Below are 24146 nucleotides of genomic sequence, written 5' to 3'. Positions count from 1 at the left end.
GCCGTGAAAAAAACGGGGCAAGTTTACAATCCTGTTAACGAAATGAGAAGCAAAAAGGGCGGGCTCTGGGCCCGCCCTCTCACTTACAGGACCAGTCGACGAATGTCGGACAACACACCACTCAGGGTGGTGATGAAGCGGGCACCGTCGGCGCCATCGATGACGCGGTGGTCGTAGCTCAGAGCCAGCGGCAGCATCAGGCGCGGCACGAACTCTTTACCGTTCCACTTCGGCTTCATCTCGGACTTGGAGACGCCCAGGATGGCCACTTCCGGCGCGTTGACGATCGGGGTAAAGCTGGTACCGCCGATGCCACCCAGGCTGGAGATGGTGAAGCAACCGCCCTGCATGTCGGCAGCGGTCAGCTTGCCGGCACGGGCCTTCTTGGAGATCTCGGCCAGATCGCGGGACAGCTCGTGGATGCCCTTCTTGTTGACGTCGCGAACCACCGGAACCACCAGACCGTTGGGGGTATCCACCGCCACACCGATGTGGATGTACTTCTTCATGATCAGCTTGCTGCCGTCTTCGGACAGGGCGCTGCAGAAGCGCGGATGGGCTTCCAGGGCCTTGGCGGCCGCCTTCAGGATGAACACCAGCGGGGTGATCTTCACGTCCAGCTTCTGCTTCTCGGCCAGGATGTTCTGCTCTTTGCGGAACGCTTCCAGATCCGTGGTATCGGCTTCGTCGAACTGGGTAACGTGGGGGATCATGGCCCAGTTGCGGTGCAGGGCAGGACCGGAGATCTTCTGGATACGGGTCAGTTCCAGCTCTTCGACCGGGCCGAACTTGCTGAAATCAACCTTCGGCCAGGCCACGACGCTCATGCCGTTGCCAGTGCCGGTGCCGGCAGCCGGAGCGGACTCGGCGCGCTTGACCGCATCCTTCACGTAAGCCTGCACGTCTTCTTTGACGATGCGACCCTTGCGACCGGAGGCTTTCACCTTGGCCAGGTTGACGCCGAACTCGCGCGCCAGACGGCGTACAGCCGGGGAGGCGTGGACATAGGCGTCGTTGGCGACGAAATCGGAAGCGGCAGCAGCCTGGGCAACCGGTGCAGGAGCGGCGGCAGCCGGCGCGGCAGCAACGGGCGCCGCGGCAGGAGCCGGAGCAGCCACGGCAGCCGGGGCGGCACCCGCCACTTCGAATACCATGATCAGGGAACCGGTGGAGACCTTGTCACCCGCCTTCACCTTGATCTCCTTGACCACACCGGCGAACGGCGCAGGCACTTCCATGGAGGCCTTGTCGCCTTCCACGGTGATCAGGGACTGGTCGGCTTCAACCTTGTCACCCACGGCAACCATGATCTCGGTGACTTCGACTTCATCGCCACCGATATCCGGCACGTTGACGTCCTTGGCACCGGCGGCAACCGGAGCAGCGGCAGCCACGGGGGCAGCAGCAGGAGCCGGCGCGGCAACAGCGGCCGGGGCAGCGCCCGCCACTTCGAAGACCATCACCAGGGAGCCGGTAGAAACCTTGGCGCCGGCGGCAACCTTGATCTCGACCACGCGACCGGCGAACGGTGCCGGGACTTCCATGGAGGCCTTGTCACCTTCCACGGCGATGATGGACTGGTCGGCTTCAACCATGTCGCCCACGGCAACCATGATGTCAGTCACTTCGACTTCGTCACCACCGATGTCCGGCACGTTGACGTCCTGGCGAGCGGCAGCAGCAGGAGCGGCGGCCGGCGCGGCAGCAACCGGGGCAGCAGCCTGGACCGGAGCCGGTGCGGCAGCACCCTCGGCTTCGAAGACCATGATCTGGGAACCAGTGGCAACCTTGTCGCCCACCTTGATCAGGATCTCTTTGACGATACCGGCGGCGGGGGCCGGGACTTCCATGGAGGCCTTGTCACCTTCCACGGCGATCAGGGACTGGTCCAGCTCGACCTTGTCACCCACGGCCACCATGATCTCGGTGACTTCAACTTCATCGGCACCGATATCCGGCACCATAATCTGTTTGGACATTGCGCTTTATCCTCTTGCGTGCATCCGCGTGGCTGCCTGAGCATCACCACGCGCATCCCGCGTTATCCGTTTAAACCCAGGCAAGGTCGCGCCGGATACCCGGCGCGACACTCAATCCTCTTACGCGTACAGCGGGTTGACCTTGTCGGCATCGATGCCGTACTTGGCGATGGCTTCGGCCACAACCTGCTTGTCTACCTCGCCGCGCTTGGCCAGTTCGGTCAGGGCAGCAACCACTACGTAGAACTCGTTCACTTCGAAGTGACGACGCAGGTTGGCACGGCTGTCGGAGCGGCCGTAACCGTCGGTACCCAGGACACGGTAGTTCTCGGTCGGAACGAAGGCACGCACCTGATCGGCGAAGGACTTCATGTAGTCGGTCGCAGCGATGGTGGCTTCGGAACCCAGTACCTGAGCGATGTAGGGCACACGCGCTTCGGCGGTCGGGTGCAGCATGTTCCAGCGATCCGCGTCCTGACCGTCACGAGCCAGCTCGTTGAAGGAGGTGACGCTGAACACGTCGGAACCCACGCCGTACTCGCTGGCCAGGATCTGGGCAGCCTTGCGCACGTGACCCAGGATGGAACCACAACCCAGCAGCTGTACCTTGGCCTTGGTGCCGGCCACGGTTTCCAGCTTGTAGATACCCTTGCGGATGCCTTCCTCGGCGCCTTCCGGCATGGCCGGCATGGCATAGTTCTCGTTCAGGGTAGTGATGTAGTAGAACACGTTTTCCGGGTTCTCACCGTACATGCGGCGCAGGCCGTCCTGTACGATCACCGCCACTTCATAGGCGTAGGACGGGTCGTAGGAGATGCAGTTCGGGATGGTGTTGGCCAGGATGTGGCTGTGACCATCTTCGTGCTGCAAGCCCTCTCCGTTAAGAGTGGTACGACCGGAGGTCGCGCCCAGCAGGAAGCCACGGGCTTGCTGGTCACCGGCTGCCCACGCCATGTCGCCGATCCGCTGGAAGCCGAACATGGAGTAGTAGATGTAGAACGGGATCATCGGGCAGTCGTTGGTGCTGTAAGAGGTGGCAGCAGCCAGCCAGGAGGACATGGCGCCCAGCTCGTTGATACCGTCTTGCAGAACCTGACCCTGCTTGTCTTCCTTGTAGTAGGAGACGATGTCGCGGTCTTGCGGGGTGTACTGCTGACCGTGCGGGCTGTAGATACCGATCTGGCGGAACAGGCCTTCCATACCAAAGGTACGGGCTTCGTCAGCCAGGATCGGGACGATGCGCTTGCCGATGGACTTGTCTTTCAGCATCACGTTCAGGGAACGCACGAACGCCATGGTGGTGGAGATTTCGCGCGCCTGTTCACCCAGCAGCGGACCGAAGGCATCCAGCGCCGGGATTTCCAGCTTGGTGGTGCTCTCGCGCAGACGGGTCGGTACATAGCCCTTCAGTGCGGCACGGCGGGCGTGCAGGTACTTGTGCTCTTCGGTACCCTCTTCGATCTTCAGGTACGGCAGGTTTTCCAGCTGCTCGTCGGTGACCGGCAGGTTGAAACGATCGCGCAGGTGACGCACGGAGCCCAGATCCATCTTTTTGACCTGGTGAGCGATGTTCTTGCCTTCGGCCGCTTCGCCCATGCCATAGCCCTTGATGGTCTTGGCCAGGATCACGGTCGGCTTGCCCTTGGTCTGTGCAGCCTTGGAGAAGGCGGCGAACAGTTTGCGGGGGTCGTGACCACCGCGGTTCAGGGCGAAGATCTCCTCGTCGGTCATGTCTTTGACCAGCGCGGCGGTTTCCGGGTAACGGTTGAAGAAGTGCTCGCGCACGTAGGCACCGTCACGGGACTTCATGGTCTGGTAGTCACCGTCCACGGTCTCGTTCATCAGCTGGATCAGCTTGCCGGAAGTGTCTTTCTTCAGCAGCTCATCCCACTTGCGACCCCAGATGACCTTGGTCACGTCCCAGCCAGCGCCGGCGAACAGGCCTTCCAGCTCGTTGATGACCTTGCCGTTGCCGACAACCGGACCATCCAGACGCTGCAGGTTGCAGTTGACCACGAACACCAGGTTGTCGAGCTTTTCACGCACGGCAACAGTCAGGGCACCCTTGGCTTCCGGCTCGTCCATCTCGCCGTCACCCAGGAAGGCGTAAACGGTCTGCTCGGAGCAATCCTTGATGCCACGGTCGGTCAGGTACTTCAGGAAACGCGCCTGATAGATGGCGGCGATGGGGCCCAGACCCATGGAAACGGTCGGGAACTGCCAGAATTCCGGCATCAGTTTCGGGTGCGGGTAGGAAGGGATACCCTTGCCATCCACTTCCTGACGGAAGTTGTCCAGCTGCTCTTCGGTCAGGCGACCTTCGGCGAATGCGCGGGCGTAGATGCCCGGGGAGATGTGACCCTGGAAGTAGACCAGATCGCCACCGTCCTTCTCGTTGCGGGCACGGAAGAAGTGGTTGTAGCAGACTTCGTAGATGGTCGCGGAAGAAGCGAAGGAAGACATGTGACCACCCAGGTCCAGATCTTTCTTGGAAGCGCGCAGCACGATCATCATGGCGTTCCAGCGGATGATGGCGCGAATGCGGCGTTCCATTTCCAGGTCGCCCGGGTAAGCCGGCTCGTCGCTGGACGGGATGGTGTTGATGTAGTCGCGGTTTGCCTTGGCAGCCACGTCCACACCGCTTGCGCGGGCTTTCTCGGCCAACTGTTCAAGGATGAACTGAGCGCGTTGCGGACCCTCTTCACGCAGCAGGGATTCCAGAGAGGCAAGCCACTCCAGCGTTTCTATCGGGTCCACATCGTTCTTCAGGATATCAGACATGGCTGGTTCCTATGTTGTTGTGATTGCACGGCATTGCACGGCGAAGGGCGCAAGCATTCGACAATTAAGAAAGCCTTGTGGGATTAGTTTTCCTGCTGACGGATCCGACGCATGGATCGCTGGATCCGGCTGTCTTCCCTCTGCATATCCAACAAGGTGTCCTCGATAAAGGCCAGGTGCTCATGACAAGCAGCCCTGGCCCGCTCCGGAGCCCCCGACAGGATAGCCTCGATCAGGCTCGCACGATGGCGACGGATCTTGGCGACCACTCCCGGACGGCGATTCAAAATTTCGTTATTGCGTAAAATGTTCTGCTCAAGCATGGGGCCCATGGCCCGCAACAGGTGCAGCAGCACCACGTTGTGGGAGGCCTCGGCCACGGCCAGATAGAACTGGGTCACGGCGGCCGATTCGACCACCAGCGAGCCTTGCTGACCGGCTTCTTCGATGGCGGCTTGCGCCAGGCGAATCCGTTCGAAATCAGCCTCGGTGCCCCGCAGCGCAGCATAGTAGGCACAGATGCCTTCCAGCGCGTGACGAAACTCCAGCAGGTCGTACTGGGCTTCCGGGTGAGTGCTGAGCAGTTCGAACAGGGGGTCGGCGATCCCCTTGCTCAGGGCATTTTGTACGTAAGTGCCACCGCCCTGACGACGATACAAGAGTCCTCTCGCTTCCAGGCGCTGGATGGCTTCGCGCAAGGAAGGGCGCGACACCTGAAACTGGATGGCGAGTTCCCGCTCGGGCGGCAACTTCTGGCCCGGCTGCAGGCTGCCTTCCAGAATCATGCTTTCCAGCTCGGCGACAATGGCGTCGGCCAGCTTGGGCTGAGTTATCTTGATATAGGGCATGAGGCTACTTTGTTAAATTGGTATTACCAATTTTATGGTTGGGGCGAAAATTAGCAGAGGGCTTGAAAAAAGTCCACCCAAAAGATGATCTGAATCAAGAAGCTCGGTTGCCACTTTGGGGGTAAAAACGCGGAATCATGATATAGCTCATAGAAAATGGTCTGACCAATATTTGTGAGCTTGCTCACCGATAACATTTGTTCAACAGCATGAAAAATGGCTTGCCAGACAAGGCAAGCCATTGATTCTAAAAACACAAAATAATTTTTAGATTTTTCATTCAAAGTGAAGCTTTTCCCGATAGCGAGGCCATTCGAAACTGTCACCCGGATCCGTCTTGCGGCCCGGCGCGATGTCGCAGTGGCCGACAATACGGTCCGCCGTGATGGCGGGATAACGGTGAACAATCGCCCGGCTGAGGTCCGACAGCACCTCGTATTGCTTGTCGCTGTAGGGAAGCTCGTCGGTCCCTTCCAGTTCGATCCCGATGGAAAAATCGTTGCACGCCTCCCTCCCCTCCCAGCTCGAGACTCCCGCATGCCATGCCCTGGCGCCAAAAGGCACGTACTGTACCAGTTCCCCATCGCGGCGGATCAGGCAGTGGGCCGAGACCCTCAGTTGATGAATACCGGCGAAATAGGGGTGAGCACCGGGATCGAGCCGCCCCAGAAACAGATCGTCGATAAAGGGGCCACCAAACTGCCCGGGGGGCAGGCTGATGCCGTGTATCACCAGCAAGGAGACATCCTCCGGGCTGAGCCTCTCATTGTGATGGGGGGAAGGCACCTTGCGGGCCTGCTCGCACCATCCTTCACGATCGATGGAAAACAGGGTTGTGGGTTGTGTCATCGTCTGCTCGACTCACAAATGGAAGCGATGTGCCTCTGGCGGGATGGGAAAACTGGGAACAAGTCTCTGAATTCATGGATAACGCTATGTTAGGCTGAGCCATTCACTCGCGCGATATGGGACACACTATGCACCCGATGGCACGCCGTCTCTGGCTGCTCGCCTGGCTCTCGCTGCTGGGTCTGCTGACCCTCTACTTTCATGGTCGTGAACAACCGTCGGTGACCGCCAGCGGCGATCTGCTGCTCAAGGCCGATGCCAGCGGCCATTATCGTCTGGAGGGTGCCATCAACGACCAGCCGGTGCAACTGCTGCTGGACACAGGAGCAACCCGGGTGACCATACCGAGCCAGGTGGCCGCCCGGCTCGGCCTCGTCGCCACGGGCCGCAGCCGGGTCAACACGGCAGCCGGAGAGATCCAGGTCGAAACCAGCCGGATCGAAAGTCTGGCGATGGGTCCGCTGACCCTGTACGATTTGTCCGTCTTTATCAATCCGGCTGCCGATGGGGAGGAGATCCTGGTGGGCATGAATGCTCTGGGCAGGCTGGAATTGCGCCAGAAAGACAGGCAATTGCTTCTCAGACCCTTGCAGGAATAAGGCATGTTACAACAGGACATCCGCCGCGCCGTGCGCGCCGCACTTCTCGAAGACTTGGGCGATGCCCTCACCGCGCTGGATCAACCGGATGCCAGCGCCGACATCACGGCCCAGCTGATCCCGGCCGATCGCATCTCGACCGCGCGAGTCATCACCCGCGAGGCGGGCGTCTTCTGCGGCCAGCCCTGGGTCGACGAGGTCTTTTTGCAACTTAAGGCCCAGCTCGGTGGCGAAGTGAAGGTCGAGTGGAAAGTGCAAGATGGTGAACGCCTTGCCCCCAATCAGGAGCTGTTCCGCCTCCATGGCCCCGCCCGCGTGCTGCTGACCGGCGAGCGCAATGCGCTGAACTTCGTGCAGACCCTTTCCGGGGTCGCCACCCTGACCGCCCGTTATGTGGCCGAGCTGGAAGGCACTGACTGCCGCCTGCTCGATACCCGCAAGACCCTGCCCGGCCTGCGCAGCGCCCAGAAGTATGCGGTCACCTGCGGGGGCGGCAAAAACCACCGTATCGGTCTGTTTGATGCCTACCTCATCAAGGAGAACCACATTCTCGCCTGCGGCGGCATCCCTGAAGCAATCAGCGAAGCGCGCCGTCTCAATCCGGACAAACCGGTGGAAGTCGAGGTCGAATCCCTGGCCGAGCTGGAGCAGGCCCTGGCCGCACGGGCCGACATCGTGATGCTGGACAACTTCGACATCCCCATGATGCAGGAAGCCGTTCGCCTCAATCAGGGCAGAGCCAAGCTGGAAGTCTCCGGCAACGTCACCCTCGATACCCTTGCCGGATACGCCGCGACCGGGATCGACTTCATCTCGGTGGGAGCGCTGACCAAGCATGTGCGGGCACTGGATCTCTCCATGCGCTTTGTCGAGGCTTGAGCAAGCCCCATCCGTTGCTCGTGCCCAAAAATATTACAGGGCTCGAAACTTGCAAAAGGCGCCATCGGCGCCTTTTCTTTATGCAGGATCCCACGACATAAGGAGTGTGAAGATGGGCCCTCCCGCCTCATGACAAGTGCCAATGGAAGCCATTTAATCTTTGATTTTTCTACACATTTCACTAAATGACATAAAAGTGGCTAACAAGCTCCCCGCCTCTGTTGCCAACCCGAAGCGCTCGGATAAGATACCAGCGTGGATAGCATTCCACCGGTGCTTATCAGGAAACATGGAAAAAAGGATATTTCACATGAAAAGACAGTCAGGGTTTACGCTAATCGAATTGATGATCGTCGTTGCGATCGTCGCCATCCTCGCCGCCATCGCCTTGCCGGCGTATCAGAGTTATACCAAACGCGCCAAATTCTCTGAGGTGATTGCCGCTGTAGGTCCGGCCAAAACCGCCGTAGAAGTCTGCGTTCAAGGGTGGGCTGGTGCTTCTGCAGCGATTGGTGATAGTTGTGCAACAGCAGGTAGAAATGCAGTGTCTGGGGCCAGTGCACAAACCGATAATTTTGATAACGTCGCTGTTTCCAATGCTGGTGGCACCATTACCATTACCGGCACAGCAGCCGCAGCTCTGGATAATTCCACTTATCAACTGGTAACTTCTGGTGCAGTTACGCCTAATGGACAAGTGCTCTGGAATATTTCAGGGTCTTGTAAAACAGATGGTATGTGCTAGTGCATGACCTCTAGCCTTAATAGCGGCCTGGCCACCAGCCTGGCCGCTTCTTCCCTCCTCAGTGAGCCAGACTCACAGCGCTATCTGAGCCAGGCCAGGGCGCAGCGTAAGCCCTTTGTCACCTTCCTGATTGAGAACGAGATCCTCGACAGCAAGGCGCTCGCCGATTTCTGCGAGCTGGAGTATGGGGTACCTCTGCTGGATCTGGCGGCCTTCGATCTCGCCGAGATCCCGCAGAAATACCTCAATCAAAAGCTGATTGAAAAGCACCATGTCCTGCCCATCTACACCCAGGGGCATACCCTCTATATCGCCATGTCCGATCCGACCAATGTGTCGGCTCTGGAGGATTTTGGTTTCAGTTTTGGCCTGCACACGGAAGCCCTGCTGGTCGAAGAGAGCAAGCTGACCGCCGCCATCGGCAAGCTGATGGAGAGCGAGCAGGATACCCTGGGCATAGATCATATCGACGAGGCCGAGATCTCCGAACTCGAGGTCTCCGACGAGAGTTCCCGCCTCGACGAGAGCGTCAACACAGCGGACGATGACGCCCCCATCGTCAAATACATCCACAAGATCATGATGGATGCCATCAAGCGCGGGGCCTCCGACCTGCATTTCGAACCTTACGAGACCAAGTACCGGATCCGCTTCCGGATCGACGGCATACTGCACGAAATCGCCACCCCGCCGGTGAACCTGGCAAACCGTTTCGCAGCGCGCTTAAAAGTCATGGCGCGGCTCGACATCGCCGAGCGGCGTCTGCCCCAGGATGGCCGGATCAAGCTCAAGATTTCGCGCAACAGATCCATGGACATGCGGGTCAACACCCTGCCCACCATGTGGGGGGAGAAGATCGTCATCCGGCTACTAGATTCATCTGCAGCCAGGCTCAATATCGATCAACTCGGCTTTGACGACCGCCAGAAGGGGCAATACCTGCATGCCCTCTCCAAACCCCAGGGGATGATACTGGTCACCGGCCCCACGGGGTCGGGAAAGACGGTGTCGCTCTATACCGGTCTCAACATCCTCAATACCAACGAGGTCAACATCTCCACCGCCGAGGATCCGGTGGAAATCAACCTGCCCGGCGTGAACCAGGTGCAGATCAACCCCAAGGCGGGGCTCACCTTCGCCAGCGCCCTGCGCTCCTTCCTGCGCCAGGATCCCGACATCGTCATGGTGGGGGAGATCCGGGATCTGGAAACCGCCGAGATCGCCATCAAGGCCGCCCAGACCGGCCACCTGGTGCTGTCCACCCTGCACACCAATTCGGCGGCCGAGACGCTCACCCGGATGATGAACATGGGTGTCCCCGCCTTCAACATCGCCTCCTCGGTCACCCTCATCATGGCCCAGCGCCTCGCCCGCAAGCTGTGCGATCACTGCAAGGCGCTCGAGGTGGTGCCGGAAGCCGAGCTGCTGGAGCTGGGCTTTACCCAGCAGCAACTGGCCGCCGGCTTGCGACTGTTCAAGCCCGTGGGGTGCAAGGAGTGCTCGGGAGGCTACCGAGGGCGGGTCGGGATCTATGAGATCATGCTGATGTCAGACAACATCGCCAAGCTCATCATGCAGGGAGCCAACTCGCTTCAAATCGCGGCCATCGCGCAGAAGGAAGGGATGCGTACCCTGCGGACCTCGGGCCTGGAAAAAGCCCGCCTGGGGGTCACCAGCCTGGCCGAAATAAACAGGATCACTACCAACTGAGTACGCTGTGTTCGAGTCATCTCACCGGGTGACGCTGCTGCCAACACCCCGATGATGTTTTCCAAGCCAAGATGAGCCGGACTGGCAGCAGCATCCGGCCACCGTCGCCCAATTGCAGGATGCAGTGATGGCCACATTAGCTCAAAGAAAGAACGTCCCCAAGAAGGTTTTCTCATTCCGCTGGCACGGCTTCAATCGCAAGGGACAGAAGGTGTCCGGCGATTTCCAGGCCGACAGCATCAATACCGTCAAGGCGGAACTGCGCAGGCAGGGCGTCAATGTCACCAAGGTCAGCAAGCAGGGCCAGGGGCTCTTCTCCAAGGGCGGCGCCAAGATCAAGCCGATGGACATCGCCGTCATCTCCCGCCAGATCACTACCATGCTCTCCGCCGGCGTGCCTCTGGTGCAGAGTCTTCAGATCATTGCTCGCGGCCACGAGAAAGCGGCTGTGCGCGAGCTCATCGGCCAGATCGCCGCCGATGTGGAAACAGGCACCCCGCTCTCGGAGGCGTTGCGCCGCCATCCTCGCCACTTCGACGACCTCTATTGCGACCTGGTCGAAGCCGGGGAGCAATCCGGCGCCCTGGAGACCATCTACGACCGTATCGCCATCTACCGCGAGAAGAACGAAGCCCTCAAATCCAAGATCAAGAAGGCCATGTTCTATCCGTCCATGGTCATTCTGGTGGCCATCGTCGTCACCTCCATCCTGCTGCTCTTCGTCATTCCCCAGTTCGAGGATATCTTCAAGAGCTTCGGTGCCGAGCTGCCTGCCTTCACCCGGTTCGTCATCGCCATCTCCCGCTTTATGCAGGAGTGGTGGTACGCCATCTTTGGCGGCGCGGCTCTCGCCGTCTTCCTCTATGTGCGGGCCTGGCGAAAATCCCAGAAGGTCAGGGACAACACGGACAAGTTCATCCTCACCATTCCCGTGGTGGGCAACATACTGCACAAGGCGGCCATGGCCCGTTTTGCACGCACCCTCTCCACCACCTTCTCCGCCGGTATCCCACTGGTGGATGCCCTGGTCTCGGCGGCCGGAGCATCGGGCAACTATGTCTATCGCACTGCGACCATGGCCATTCGCAACGAGGTGGTGGCCGGCATGCAGATCAACGTCGCCATGCGCACCGTGGATCTTTTCCCCGACATGGTGACCCAGATGGTGATGATCGGTGAGGAATCCGGCGCCATCGACGACATGCTCTCCAAGGTCGCCGCCATTTTCGAACAGGAAGTGGACGACATGGTCGACGGCCTCACCAGCCTGCTCGAACCCATCATCATGGTGGTGCTCGGGGTGCTGGTCGGCGGCATGGTCGTGGCCATGTACCTCCCCATTTTCAAGCTGGGCTCTGTGATACACTGACCCCCTCGACAGAGGGCCGGGCGGTACATTTCCCCCGGCCATCTGCCATCCCCGTTCCCGACACAAGCGATTGATCTATGGTGCCTTTGATCGAACTGGCCCAGGGCTTGCCCTGGCTCTATCTCTCCTTGATTTTCCTTTTCTCCCTGATGGTGGGCAGCTTCCTGAACGTGGTGATCCATCGCCTGCCCATCATGATGGAGCGGGCCTGGCATGCCGAATACAGCGACTATTTCGGTGACGGTGAAGAGACTCCTCCTGCAACCGGACGATACAACCTCATGGTGCCTCGCTCCCGCTGCCCCCACTGCGACCACCCCATAGGGGCGCTGGAGAACATTCCCCTGCTGAGCTGGCTATGCCTCAGAGGGCGCTGCCGCAACTGCCACGCTCCCATTTCGGCTCGCTATCCCCTGGTCGAGCTGCTCACCGCCCTGCTGTCGGTCTCGGTGGCAGCCGCGCTTGCCCCTGGCTGGGGCACCCTTGCTGCTCTGCTGCTCACCTGGACATTGGTCGCACTGACCTTCATCGACCTGGACAAGATGCTCTTGCCGGATCAGCTCACCCTGCCCCTGCTCTGGGGTGGCTTGCTGTTCAATCTGGCGGGCGGTTTCGTGCCCCTAGCCGATGCGGTGATCGGTACCATGGCGGGCTATCTGGTGCTCTGGAGCCTCTACTGGGCCTTCAAGCTGCTGACCGGCAAAGAGGGGATGGGGTACGGGGATTTCAAACTGCTGGCGGCGCTGGGCGCCTGGCTGGGCTGGCAAGCCTTGCCCATCGTGCTGCTGCTCTCTTCGCTGGCAGGCGCTATCATCGGCATCGGTCTCATCCTGCTGCGCAACCACCACCAGGGCAAACCCATTCCCTTTGGCCCCTATCTCGCCATCGCGGGCTGGATAACGCTGCTGTGGGGCGATAGCATCACCCGCTGGTATCTTGATGTCGTGCTCTAGCAAAAGGATCTCTGACCCATGTATGTAGTCGCAATCACAGGGGGAATCGGCAGCGGCAAAACCACGGTTGCCAACCGCTTTGCCGAGCTGGGCATCGAGGTGGTGGATGCGGACATCATCGCCCGCGAGGTGGTGGAGCCCGGCACCCCTGCTCTGGCTGCCATCGCCGCCCATTTTGGCCCGGATGTCGTTGCCCCCGATGGCCAGCTCGATCGCCGCCGGCTGCGAGAGCGGATCTTCACCGACTCGCAGGCCAAGGAGTGGCTCAATGCCCTGCTCCATCCCCTCATCCGCAGCGAGATGCTGCGCCAGTGTGCGGCAACCCGCTCCCCCTACTGCCTGCTGGTCGTCCCCTTGCTGGTGGAAAACAGGCTCACTTCCCTCGCCGATCGGGTACTGGTGATCGATGTGGACGAAGCGACGCAAATCGAGCGTACCTGCCGCCGCGATGGCGTCAGTCGGGAACAAGCCCAGGCGATACTGGCGTCCCAGGCGAGCCGCAGCGAGCGCCTGGCGATGGCCGACGACGTCCTGGACAACCAGAGTGGTACGAGTGAGACCATCGGACAGCGAATTTTCGCCCTGCACCAGACATATCTGGCATTTGCCTCTCAACAAGCCCACCAACTGTGAGTACACTAGGCCGGTTTATGGCTGGCCAGGATTAGGCATGATTTACGATTTTCCCCTCAATGAAAAAAGCCGGACCTATCTTCGTCTGGAGTCCCTGTTTTCCCAGATCCGCGACAATCTGGAGAGTGACCAGTCCTGGGCACATATCGCCTTCTTCAAGGGGTTGTTCGATTTGCAGGAGTTGCTGGAGCGTGGTGACCTGCGTGCCGACCTCATCAAGGATCTGGAACGCCTCGGCCAACGCCTGAGCCACTGGGCCAGTCTACCTGACGTCGACCTCGAGCAGATCCAGCGGATGCAGCAGGAGAGTACCCAGCTCTCCCGCAACTTGCTGAACTCCCCGCGCCCCGGTGCCCGTCTGAAAGAGGATCGCCTGCTCGGCTCCATTCGTCAGCGTTTCTCCATTCCGGGGGGGCTGTGCGCCTTCGACGTACCTCAGCTGCACCACTGGCTGGCGACCCCGGCCGTCACCCGCCACCAGCAGATGCAGCAATGGCTGAGTGACATCACCCTGCTGATGAACGCCATCTCCCTGTTGCTGCGCCTGTGGCGCGAGTCGGGCAACTTCAGCGACCAGGTGGCCACCAACGGCTTCTTCCAGGATACCGCCGAAGGGGCTGAACTGATCCGCATCCGTCTGGCGGGCACCCAGCCCTGCTATCCGACCCTGAGCGGCCACAAGAACCGCTTCGCCCTGCGCTTCCTGCCGACGACGGAACAGCAGATAGGCGACGTCTCCTTCCAGCTCGCCTGTTGTTGAGGAGCGCCCCATGGTGACCAAGGTAAAGTGCCCGACCTGTCAGAGCGAGATCGAATGGGGTCCGCAGAGCCCGTTTCGCCCCTTCTGCAGCAAGCGCTGCCAGCTGATCGACCTCGGCGAGTGGGCGGATGAACAGAAGCGCATCCCGGGCGAGATCAACCCGGATCTGCTGCCCGATTCGGAACAGGGCGATCCCTGGCAATAAACACTTCACGATCAAAAAAGGGCCCTCAGGCCCTTTTTCGTTGGTATCGATTCCCTTTCAGGCAAGCGAGGCCTGCAACCGCGCGACGATGGGGCCGTTGGCATCCGGGAAGCGGTATTCGTGCAGCGAGGCCAGTGGCACCCAGCGACACTCCTGCCCCTCCTTGCCAAAGGGCTCGCCGTGGAAGCGGGTCACCTTCCAGATATCCAGCAAGACCTGCTTGTCGGGGTAATCGTGGTGCAGCTCCATGAAGGGGGCACAATCCTGCACCCGGATCCCGATCTCTTCCCACAATTCCCTGTCCAGCGCGGTGAGCAGATCCTCCCCCGACTCCACCTTGCCACCAGGAAACTCCCAGCGATCCCCCTGATGGCGATCGGCTGAGCGTTTGGCGATGAAGATATCGCCCCGTTCGTTCTCGATGACGCCCACCGCCACCCAGATCCGTTTCTTCTGTTCCATCATTGTCCTCAGCGTAAACACGGCAAACGGGCGATCCAGGGGGCAAGCCGAATGGCCTGCCGATCCCCCCGGGCCCTGAAGAGATCCTGCCCGACATGCTCATTGCCCGGCGGCGCAACCTGCGGCCAGGGCACCGCACCGGGCGGAGTGAAACAACGATCGTGTACCCGCGCGCTCTGGCGCAGATAGCGCCATAAACAGTCTCGCAAGAACCACTGGTCGATGTTCGGTGTTTCCATGGTACTGGGCTGATAGCTCGCCATCAGCGGCGCAAGGGGAGGCAGCACACCGGCCACACCGCCCCACATGCCGGCCAGCACCAGATCGGTGTGGCTCCACCAGTCACGCATGATATGGAACCAGCGCCCCGATGCAAGCCAGTCATCGACCGCCAGCCGCTCCCGCAGATTCATCACGGAGTCCGCATCGCGCACAAGAAAGCGCCCCACGCCGGGATCATTGGCGACCTGGAAGCGCCAGCAGAGGCGCTGACGCTGGGATTGGCCATCGGGCTGCACCTTTATCTCGGCGCCATGTTCCTGCAGGCAGGCCAGAAACCCCTGAGGGACACTGCCATCCACATAGAAGCGCACCCGCCAGCCAGGATAGAGGTAAGCTGCGGCCAGCACATTGTCGAGCGCTCCCCGCAAATAGCGAGGCTGTGCTCCCCACAAGGAGAAGGCGATGACTGCCTGCTTCTCCCCCTGCTCCGCGAGCCAGTCATCCGGCCCCTCTATCGGCAGCACCCACCCTGCGACAGGCTGCGAGACGGCCTCATCCTTGAGAGTCAGGGCACGGGTTCCCGCTTGTGCCGCTTCTTCATGGCGTCCTAGCTTGGCAAGGGAAGTGCAAAGCCCGTCATGGACCAGATAATCATCCGGCTCGCGCCGCACCAGTTCGACCAGGTGCATCACGGCCCGCTCATGTTGATCGGAGCGCGAGAGGCAGACACAGAGATTGCGCAGCACCTCAGTGTTATCGGGCGCGGATCGGTACGCCAGCGTCAGCACCTGGGCCGCCGAGGCGGGATCGCCGGACAAAAAGAGGTAATAGGCAAACTGCAGTTGCAGGGGAACAGATTTGTTCGTCTCTGCGTTCAGCCTGCTCAGCACACAACGGATCGCCTCCTGGCGTCTCTCCTGCAGCCAGTGCCCATGTGCCTCCCCATCCCATCCCGCCGGCAATCTGCTCATCGTCCCCTCCTTGGTCCGAAAATGAATACACCGCCCGAAGGCGGTGTATTCATCATGGCAGGGTGTCAGGTCAGCTGACCGTGACAGTGCTTGTATTTTTTACCCGAACCACAGGGGCAGGGATCGTTGCGCCCGATCTTCTGCTCGTCGCGCACGAAGGTGGTATGGCCCTCGGCCCCACCCGTATCCTCGTCAGCCAGCTGGTTTTCGGCCGTGGCATGGGTGTAGGTACGAGGAGCGGCTTCGGCCTGCTGGCGCTGCTGCTCTTCCATCGCCTCCACATCCCGCTCCTGCACCTGTACCCGGCTCAGGATGCTGACCACGTCGCGCTTGAGGGTCTCCAGCATCTGGGTGAACAGATCGAAGGATTCGCGCTTGTACTCCTGCTTGGGGTTCTTCTGGGCGTAGCCGCGCAGATGGATGCCCTGGCGCAGGTGATCCATGGCCGCCAGGTGCTCCTTCCACAGACCATCCAGCGTTTGCAGCATCACCGCCTTCTCGAAGTTGCGCAGCACCTCCTTGCCGACCAGCTCTTCCTTGTGGGCATAGAGCTTGGTGGCTTCATCCAGGATACGTTCGCGCAGCTTCTCTTCATACAGCTTGTCGTCTTCCGCCAGCCACTGCTGCAGCGGCAGATCCAGGGCGAAATCGGACTTCAGACGCGCTTCCAGACCCGGCACGTCCCACATCTCTTCCAGGGACTGGGGCGGGATGTACTCGTCGATGATGGCGCCGTAGACGTCGTCACGGATGACGTGAATAGTCTCGGAGATGTCGTTGGTGTCCAGCAGTTCGTTGCGCTGCTCGTAGACCACCTTGCGCTGATCGTTGGCCACGTCGTCGAACTCGAGCAGGTTTTTACGGATGTCGAAGTTGCGACCTTCCACCTTGCGCTGGGCATTCTCGATGGCCTTGGTCACCCAGGGATGCTCGATGGCCTCGCCCTCTTCCATACCCAGCTTCTTCATCATGCCGGTCACGCGGTCGGAGGCGAAGATCCGCATCAGGGTATCTTCCATGGAGAGGTAGAAGCGGGAGGAACCCGGATCACCCTGACGACCGGAACGGCCGCGCAGCTGGTTGTCGATACGGCGGGATTCGTGACGCTCGGTACCGATGATGTGCAGGCCACCGGCCGCCAGTACTTCGTCATGACGCACCTGCCAGGCCGCTTTCAGCTCGGCAATCTGCTCGCTTGACGGGTTTTCCAGCTGGGCGATCTCCGCCTGCCAGTTGCCGCCCAGCACGATGTCGGTACCACGACCGGCCATGTTGGTGGCGATGGTGACGGCGCCGGTCTGGCCGGCCTGGGCGACGATCTCCGCTTCCATGGCATGGAACTTGGCGTTCAGTACCTTGTGCGGGATATTTTCCTTGGTCAGGATGCCGGAGAGCAGCTCGGAGTTCTCGATGGAGACGGTACCGACCAGCACGGGCTGGCCGCGCTTCACGCACTCGCGGATGTCCTGCACGATGGCCGCGTATTTCTCCTGGGCGGTCAGGTAGACGAGATCGCCCATGTCTTTGCGCACCATCGGCTTGTTGGTCGGAATGACCACGGTATCCAGGCCATAGATCTGCTGGAATTCAAAGGCTTCGGTATCCGCAGTACCGGTCATGCCTGCCAGCTTGTCGTACAGACGGAAGTAGTTCTGGAAGGTGATGGAGGCCAGGGTCTGGTTCTCGTTCTGGATCTTGACCCCTTCCTTCGCCTCGACCGCCTGGTGCAGACCGTCTGACCAGCGACGACCCGGCATGGTGCGGCCGGTGTGCTCGTCGACGATGACGATCTCGTCTTTCTGGACGATATAGTCGACGTTGCGCTCGAACAGGGTGTGTGCGCGCAGGCCGGCATTGACGTGATGCAGCAGGCTGATATTGGTGGCGGAGAACAGGGAGTCATCCTCGGCCAGCAGTCCCTCTTTCTTGAGCAGCTCTTCCACGAAGATCTGGCCGTTTTCGGTCAGCAGCGCCTGGCGGTTCTTCTCGTCCACCGTGTAGTGGCCGTCGCCGGTGTACTCCTCGGAGTCTTCCTTGTCCTGCTTGACCAGCAGCGGGATCAACTTGTTGATCTGGGTGTACATGGCGGAGCTGTCTTCCGCCGGACCGGAGATGATGAGCGGGGTGCGGGCTTCATCGATGAGCACCGAATCCACCTCATCCACCAGCGCGTAGTTGAGCGGACGCTGTACGCGCTGTTCCGGCGAGAATGCCATGTTGTCGCGCAGGTAGTCGAAACCGAATTCGTTGTTGGTACCGTAGGTGATGTCGGCAGCGTAGGCATCGCGCTTCTGGGACGCATCCATGCCGGGCACGTTGCAGTCCACCGTCATGCCGAGGAAGGCGAACAGCGGGCGGTTGGCTTCCGCATCACGCTTGGCCAGATAGTCGTTCACCGTCACGACGTGCACACCGCGGCCGGTCAGAGCGTTCAGGTAGGCTGGCAGCGTGGCCGTCAGGGTTTTACCTTCACCTGTCTTCATTTCGGCGATGCGGTTGGAGTTCAGCACCATGCCGCCGATCAGCTGGACGTCGAAGTGACGCATGCCGAACACACGGCGGGAGGCTTCACGGACGGTGGCGAACGCCTCCGGCAGCAACTGCTCCAGTGTTTCGCCCTGCTCCAGACGTTGACGGTACTCGGCGGTCTTCGCCTGCAGTTCCTGATCGGACAGTGCCTCGAACTGAGGCTCCATCGCATTGATTTGTTTTACAATTTTGCGCAAAGCCTTGAGCGTTCTGTCATTCCGGCTGCCGATAATCTTGGTGAGCAGTGTGCTAATCATGGGTACCAACTGTTTTGGTTATATAAGCGTTCCGTCACTGGAACCTGAAGAAAAAACCTAACCCCGTCTGGCATTCAGAAAGCGCGCGGGGTTGACCTGACGACCATCTTTCAACACTTCGTAATGCAAATGAACTCCGGTTGCACGACCGGTTCGCCCCATCAGGGCAATCTTCTGGCCCTCATCGACCAGGGTGCCCACATCCACCAGCAACTTGGAATTGTGGGCATAGCGGGTGACCAGACCATTGCCATGGTCAATCTCCACCATGTTGCCAAACTCCGGATGGCGCCCTGCCCAGCTGACAATCCCCTTGCCTGTCGCCAGGATGGGGGTGCCGGGCCTGCCGCGGAAATCCACCCCTTTGTGCATCTTGGCGCGACCGTTGAAGGGATCGACCCGCCCACCGAAGCCGGAGGAGATCCAGACACGCTCCTGCTTGACCGGTGAGCCGGGGATGAAACCCGCATCGGTGATATGGTGGTTCATGATGAAGGATTCAAGTACCGACAGCTGTTCTTCGCGGCTGCTGAGCTGACGGCTGAGGTGTTCCATGGAATCTTGCAGTTCACCCAGGCTGACTTCCAGGTCTGCATCGTAGGAAGGGCCGCCCATCGGGGGCAGCTCCTTGAAGTTGAACTCCTCGGGATCGAGGTCCGCCTTCTCGGTCAGGCGCTCGCCGAGGGCGTTGAGGCGACCAAGTTGTCCCTGCATGGTGCCCACCTGGGCGGCCAGCATGGCAAGCTGTTCGCGGGCTTCATCGGCCCCTTGCGTGGATTTTTGCTGCTGCGCCAGGGTCAGCGCCACTTCCAGCGCCTCCATTTTCTGCTGCCAGCTCTGCCAGAGCCAGCCGCCCCCCAAGGCCAATACAGTGAAGAGAATACCGCCGACCCAAGCCAGACGTTGTTTGGGTAAGTGCAACCTGCGGCGCTGCTTACCGTGGAGGATCAGGGTAATACTCATAGAAATCTGTCTTCTCGGTCAGGTGAGGCCAAGGGCCTGCACGGGCAATAAAACCGGGAGATAATCGGTATTAAAGGATGGAATAAACAAATGACAGGACGTCGGTGCGGAGAGATGACCGACGTCCTGTTGCACAGCTATCAGGCCAGAACCAGACCGTTGTCGTAGTAAGCGATAGGCGCTTTGTCGCCCTCACCCTCGAAGGTCACCAGTTCCCAGGCCTCCTGCTGGGCCAGCAGGGCACGCAGCAGCTTGTTGTTCAGGGCATGGCCCGTCTTGTAGGCACGGAATTCACCGATGATACTGCGATTGCACATGTACAGATCGCCGATGGCATCCAGCATCTTGTGCTTCACGAACTCGTCTTCGTAGCGCAGACCATCTTCGTTCAGCACCCGGTAGTCATCCAGCACCACGGCGTTTTCCAGGCTGCCGCCCAGTGCCAGGTTCTGGGAACGCAGGTACTCGATATCACGCATGAAGCCGAAGGTACGGGCACGGCTGATCTCTTTCACGAAGGAGCTGCCGGAGAAGTCCAGCACGCAACGCTGGTTGCGGCCTTCAAACACCGGATGTTGGAAATCGATCTCGAGATCCATCTTGAAGCCGTTGCGATAGGGGTGGAATTCCGCCCACTTGTCGCCGTCTTCAACCCGGATGCTCTGCTTGATCCGCACGAACTGCTTGGGCGCGTTCTGTTCACGAATACCCACTTCCTGCAGCAGATAGATGAACGGATGCGCACTGCCGTCCATTACCGGGATCTCGGGGGCATCAACCTCGACATAGAGGTTGTCGATCCCCATCCCGGCCAGAGCGGCAGACAGATGTTCGATGGTCGACACGCGAACACCGGCTTCGTTCACCAGAGCGGTACAAAGCACAGTATCACGCACCTGATCGGCGTTGGCTGGCAGCGCGACCACAGGATTCAGATCGGTACGCAAGTAAACGATCCCTGTGTTAACAGGCGCCGGACGGAACGTCATAGTGACTTTCCGGCCCGAATGCAGGCCCACACCGGTGGCCTGGACACTCGTTTTCAAGGTTCTTTGTCTAATCATGGGCGTATCCGCTTTAACAGCTCAAATTCCTGACCAGATGGTCGTTGCCGGGCCATCTTAGCACAATCCTTAAGCAACAAACAAACCAGAGCCATCAGAGGCTTAGTCTGCCTGCTTGCGCAGGAACGCAGGAATATCGAGATAATCCGGTTCGCGACGAGCTTGCGGCTCGGCGTTCACCACCTTGGCCGGGGCCTCTTCCATCACGCGAGACTGCAGGGCTTCGCTGATCAGGGGCTGACGGGCCGGACGCTCTTGAACCATGTTGTTCTTGACCAGGGTGATGTCGGGCTTGCGCTCGGCACCGATACCGGTCGCTACTACGGTAACGCGCAGTTCGTCGTGCATTTCCGGGTCGATTACGGTACCCACCACCACGGTGGCGTTCTCGGACGCGAAGGCCTTGACCGCGTTACCCACGGTCTCGAACTCTTCGATGGTCATGTCCATGCCGGCAGTGATGTTGACCAGGATGCCGCGGGCACCGGCCAGATCCACATCTTCCAGCAGCGGGCTGGAGATGGCCTTCTCGGCCGCTTCTTCGGCACGGTCGTCACCGGAGGCGGAGCCGGTACCCATCATGGCGGTACCCATCTCGCGCATCACGGTACGCACGTCCGCGAAGTCGACGTTGATGAGGCCCGGGCGGGTGATCAGCTCGGCGATGCCCTGTACTGCACCCAGCAGCACGTCGTTGGCCGCCTTGAAGGCGTCCAGCAGGGAGATGCCGCGACCCAGCACCTTCAGCAACTTATCGTTGGGGATGGTGATCAGGGAGTCGACGTTCTTGGAGAGCTCTTCGATGCCGTGAGCGGCGAAGCCCATCCGCTTCTTCCCTTCGAAGGAGAACGGCTTGGTCACGACGGCAACGGTCAGGATACCCATCTCGCGGGCCACTTCGGCCACGATCGGTGCAGCACCTGTACCAGTACCACCACCCATGCCGGCAGCGATGAACACCATGTCGGAACCGGTCAGCAGCTCGCGCAGCGCTTCCCTGTCTTCCATGGCGGCGTCACGACCCACTTCCGGGTTGGCCCCGGCACCCAGCCCCTTGGTGATGCCACCGCCGATCTGCAAGGTGGTATTGGCACTGGAGTTGCGCAGTGCCTGGGCGTCGGTGTTCACGGTGATGAACTCGACACCTTCGATGTTTTGACGAACCATGTGCTCGACTGCGTTGCCGCCGCCGCCACCCACACCTATCACCTTGATGACGGCTTCGTCAGTGTGGCTATCCATAAATTCAAACATGTTGTCTCTCCGCTTTATTTGCCTGACTCAGCAAAATCTTTAGAACTCGCCACGCAACCAGTTGCTGACCCGTTTGACCAGCCCACCTACGCTTGCCTTGGCGGCATATTCCTTGTTACTGCCGGTGGATTGGTTGGTGCGGCCGTACTGCAACAACCCGACCGCAGTCGAGTACACCGGTGCCTGTACGTAGTCACTCAATCCCCGGATATTCATGGGCTCGCCTACCCGGACCTGGCTCTGGAAGATCTGCTCTGCGCACTCCACAATGCCTTCGATCTGGGCCGCGCCACCGGTCAAGACCACACCGGCGGCCAGCTGATGCTTGACCCCCTGTGCCTTCAATTCGCTCTGCACCCGCACCAGCTCATCATTCACCATGGAGAGCAACTCGGTGTAACGGGGTTCAATCACTTCCGCCAGTGTCTGCCGTTGCAGGCTGCGCGCCGGGCGACCGCCGACACTGGGCACTTCGATATTGTCTTCCTTGCTGACCAGGCGGCCGAGGGCGCAGCCGTAGCGCACCTTGATCGCTTCCGCATCCAGCGGCGGCGTGCCGAAGGCATAGGCGATGTCGCTGGTCACCGTGCTGCCCGCATAGGGAATCACCTTGGTGTGACGCAGGGCACCGCCGGTAAAGAGCGACATGTCCATGGTGCCGCCACCGATGTCCACCACGCAGACACCCAGCTCCTTCTCGTCTTCGGTCAGCACGGCGTAGCTGGAGGCCAGGGCGGAGAAGATCAGCTGATCCACCCGCAGACCCACCTTCTCCACACACTTCTCGATGTTGCGCGCCATGTCGTTGTGGCAGGTGATGAGATGCACCTTGGCTGCCATCCGCACGCCGGAGAGGCCGACCGGGTTCTTGATCCCTTCCTGATAGTCGATGGCGAACTCCTGGGGCAGCACGTGCAGCACCCGGAGCTCGTCAGACAACCGCACCGACTTGGCGGTGTGGATGACGTTGTCCACATCCTCCTGGGTCACCTCTTCGTCGGAGATGGGCACCATGCCGGTCTCGTTGCGGCAATCGATGTGCTTGCCGGACAGCCCCAGATAGACGGAACTGATCTGGCAGTCTGCCATCATCTCGGCCTCTTCCACCGCGCGGCGCAGGGACTTGACCACGGAGTCGAGGTCATTGACCCCGCCCTTCTCCATCCCGCGAGAAGCGTGGCTGCCCATGCCGATGACATTGAGTTCGCCATCAGGCAATACTTCGCCAACCAGTACCGCCACCTTGGTCGTGCCGATATCCAGTCCGACAATCAAATTTCTATCTGCGGTGTTGGTCATTCACTTTCTCTTCGCTTTTCTTCCAGCCAACTGCCATCCCGGTGTCGTATCGAAGATCCACGTAAGCAACCCGCTCACGGGGCTCGATGACGGGAAAGGCATCGATAAACCGCTGCAGACGAAGCGCGATATCCGAGCGCCCCACAAACAGCTGAATGTTGCCATCCAGGGTCAGTTCCCAGGCATGGCGGGGGGTCAGATTCACCCCCAGCAACTTGTATCCCTTGGCCGCCAGCAGCGTTTCGTACTGATGGCTGGCTTCCAGCACCTTGGCGGCCTGATCATCGGGCCCGGACAACTGCATCAGGGGCTTCTTCACCCTGTCCGGGGCACTGAATACCTCACCCTTGGTGTTGACGAAGCGGTTGCCGTTCCAGCGAGCCGCCACATCCTGTTCCGTGAGATAGACCTTGATCTTGTTCGGCCACTTCTTTCGTACCGAGACCTGGGCCACCCAGGGCAGAGCGTTCAGACGCGCCTGCAATTCGTTCACATCCAGCTCGAAGAAGTTGCGAAGTTCGGCACCATCCAGCACGGCAGCACGCAACTCATCGGCCTTCAAATATTCGTGTTGCCCCTGCAGCAACAGCTCGCTCATGGGCAACCGACTGGCATCCGTCAGCCAGTCTTTAACATCCAGCGCAGTCTGGTAGAGCCCCCACATGACCAGGATGAAAAATGCCACCCCGGCGATGAAGCCCCCCTTGGTGCGCCCTTGTGCCCTTGCCTCCACCCGATCGATCCCCGTAAAACGCGCCATGCCGGCCACTTGCAGACCGGTTCGCCATTATATAGGCCTCGGCTTGGCGGTCAAA

At 60.2% G+C, this 24146-nt stretch carries 21 protein-coding genes; 9 read left to right on the top strand and 12 right to left on the bottom strand.

Annotation, left to right across the window (positions count from 1 at the left end; genetic code table 11):
• Window positions 1–83: 83 nt before the first annotated feature.
• The 4 genes from aceF to ampD all read right to left on the bottom strand — a co-directional run bounded on the left by aceF (window position 84) and on the right by ampD (window position 6457).
• A complete protein-coding gene (aceF, locus tag ACNPAA_RS06720; RefSeq protein WP_128296222.1) occupies window positions 84–1979 on the bottom strand; it encodes a pyruvate dehydrogenase complex dihydrolipoyllysine-residue acetyltransferase in 1896 nt (631 codons plus the stop codon).
• A 120-nt stretch (window positions 1980–2099) separates the two neighbouring features.
• Window positions 2100–4760, bottom strand: coding sequence for a pyruvate dehydrogenase (acetyl-transferring), homodimeric type (aceE, locus tag ACNPAA_RS06715; protein ID WP_417891655.1), 2661 nt, complete (start codon window positions 4758–4760; stop codon window positions 2100–2102).
• Window positions 4761–4843: 83 nt separating this feature from the next.
• Window positions 4844–5608, bottom strand: coding sequence for a pyruvate dehydrogenase complex transcriptional repressor PdhR (pdhR, locus tag ACNPAA_RS06710; RefSeq protein WP_010675815.1), 765 nt, complete (start codon window positions 5606–5608; stop codon window positions 4844–4846).
• 276 nt (window positions 5609–5884) lie between these two features.
• Window positions 5885–6457 (bottom strand): 1,6-anhydro-N-acetylmuramyl-L-alanine amidase AmpD, encoded by a 573-nt coding sequence (gene ampD, locus ACNPAA_RS06705; RefSeq protein ID WP_039040507.1) that lies wholly within the window; start codon window positions 6455–6457, stop codon window positions 5885–5887.
• Window positions 6458–6585: 128 nt separating this feature from the next.
• On the opposite strand from ampD, the gene ACNPAA_RS06700 reads away from it, so the two are divergent.
• The 9 genes from ACNPAA_RS06700 to yacG all read left to right on the top strand — a co-directional run bounded on the left by ACNPAA_RS06700 (window position 6586) and on the right by yacG (window position 14310).
• Window positions 6586–7056, top strand: coding sequence for a retropepsin-like aspartic protease family protein (locus tag ACNPAA_RS06700; RefSeq protein WP_128296226.1), 471 nt, complete (start codon window positions 6586–6588; stop codon window positions 7054–7056).
• A gap of 3 nt (window positions 7057–7059) precedes the next feature.
• Window positions 7060–7935, top strand: coding sequence for a carboxylating nicotinate-nucleotide diphosphorylase (nadC, locus tag ACNPAA_RS06695; protein WP_171864954.1), 876 nt, complete (start codon window positions 7060–7062; stop codon window positions 7933–7935).
• 310 nt (window positions 7936–8245) lie between these two features.
• Window positions 8246–8680: a pilin gene (locus ACNPAA_RS06690; RefSeq protein ID WP_202039918.1), complete on the top strand. Its 435-nt coding sequence runs from the start codon at window positions 8246–8248 to the stop codon at window positions 8678–8680.
• Window positions 8681–8683: 3 nt separating this feature from the next.
• Window positions 8684–10390 carry a PilB family type IVa pilus assembly ATPase TapB gene (tapB, locus tag ACNPAA_RS06685; RefSeq protein WP_279976852.1) on the top strand — a complete coding sequence of 569 codons (1707 nt, stop codon included), beginning with the start codon at window positions 8684–8686 and terminating at the stop codon, window positions 10388–10390.
• A 127-nt stretch (window positions 10391–10517) separates the two neighbouring features.
• Window positions 10518–11759 (top strand): type II secretion system F family protein, encoded by a 1242-nt coding sequence (locus ACNPAA_RS06680; protein WP_417891654.1) that lies wholly within the window; start codon window positions 10518–10520, stop codon window positions 11757–11759.
• A gap of 77 nt (window positions 11760–11836) precedes the next feature.
• On the top strand, window positions 11837–12712 hold the full coding sequence (locus ACNPAA_RS06675; RefSeq protein ID WP_319878099.1) for an A24 family peptidase: 876 nt from the start codon (window positions 11837–11839) through the stop codon (window positions 12710–12712).
• An 18-nt stretch (window positions 12713–12730) separates the two neighbouring features.
• A complete protein-coding gene (coaE, locus tag ACNPAA_RS06670) occupies window positions 12731–13345 on the top strand; it encodes a dephospho-CoA kinase (RefSeq protein WP_109111851.1) in 615 nt (204 codons plus the stop codon).
• 37 nt (window positions 13346–13382) lie between these two features.
• A complete protein-coding gene (zapD, locus tag ACNPAA_RS06665; protein ID WP_010675825.1) occupies window positions 13383–14105 on the top strand; it encodes a cell division protein ZapD in 723 nt (240 codons plus the stop codon).
• A gap of 10 nt (window positions 14106–14115) precedes the next feature.
• Complete coding sequence (gene yacG, locus ACNPAA_RS06660) at window positions 14116–14310, top strand: DNA gyrase inhibitor YacG (RefSeq protein ID WP_103858092.1); 195 nt, start codon at window positions 14116–14118, stop codon at window positions 14308–14310.
• A gap of 57 nt (window positions 14311–14367) precedes the next feature.
• Here the strand turns inward: yacG and mutT are convergent, their stop codons facing one another.
• The 8 genes from mutT to ACNPAA_RS06620 form a co-directional block, all read right to left on the bottom strand.
• Window positions 14368–14772 carry an 8-oxo-dGTP diphosphatase MutT gene (mutT, locus tag ACNPAA_RS06655; protein ID WP_171864957.1) on the bottom strand — a complete coding sequence of 135 codons (405 nt, stop codon included), beginning with the start codon at window positions 14770–14772 and terminating at the stop codon, window positions 14368–14370.
• 8 nt (window positions 14773–14780) lie between these two features.
• A complete protein-coding gene (locus ACNPAA_RS06650; protein ID WP_223937775.1) occupies window positions 14781–15965 on the bottom strand; it encodes a tetratricopeptide repeat protein in 1185 nt (394 codons plus the stop codon).
• A 65-nt stretch (window positions 15966–16030) separates the two neighbouring features.
• On the bottom strand, window positions 16031–18751 hold the full coding sequence (secA, locus tag ACNPAA_RS06645; RefSeq protein WP_041211791.1) for a preprotein translocase subunit SecA: 2721 nt from the start codon (window positions 18749–18751) through the stop codon (window positions 16031–16033).
• 57 nt (window positions 18752–18808) lie between these two features.
• Window positions 18809–19714, bottom strand: a complete 906-nt coding sequence (locus ACNPAA_RS06640) for a M23 family metallopeptidase (protein WP_039040495.1) — start codon at window positions 19712–19714, stop codon at window positions 18809–18811.
• Between the two features lie 140 nt (window positions 19715–19854).
• Window positions 19855–20778: a UDP-3-O-acyl-N-acetylglucosamine deacetylase gene (lpxC, locus tag ACNPAA_RS06635; RefSeq protein WP_010675831.1), complete on the bottom strand. Its 924-nt coding sequence runs from the start codon at window positions 20776–20778 to the stop codon at window positions 19855–19857.
• A 102-nt stretch (window positions 20779–20880) separates the two neighbouring features.
• Entirely contained in the window at window positions 20881–22032 is a 1152-nt protein-coding gene (ftsZ, locus tag ACNPAA_RS06630) for a cell division protein FtsZ (protein WP_005305686.1), read from the bottom strand.
• A 39-nt stretch (window positions 22033–22071) separates the two neighbouring features.
• A complete protein-coding gene (gene ftsA, locus ACNPAA_RS06625; RefSeq protein WP_010675832.1) occupies window positions 22072–23331 on the bottom strand; it encodes a cell division protein FtsA in 1260 nt (419 codons plus the stop codon).
• Window positions 23312–24064: a cell division protein FtsQ/DivIB gene (locus ACNPAA_RS06620; RefSeq protein ID WP_029314839.1), complete on the bottom strand. Its 753-nt coding sequence runs from the start codon at window positions 24062–24064 to the stop codon at window positions 23312–23314. Before ACNPAA_RS06620 ends, ftsA begins: the two co-directional genes overlap by 20 nt.
• Between the last annotated feature and the right edge of the window lie 82 nt (window positions 24065–24146).

Origin of the sequence: Aeromonas sp. PS2Canimalfood6, from assembly GCF_048276795.1 — a bacterium.
Lineage (GTDB): Bacteria > Pseudomonadota > Gammaproteobacteria > Enterobacterales > Aeromonadaceae > Aeromonas > Aeromonas caviae.
This window is presented reverse-complemented; position numbering and strand designations above follow the sequence as displayed.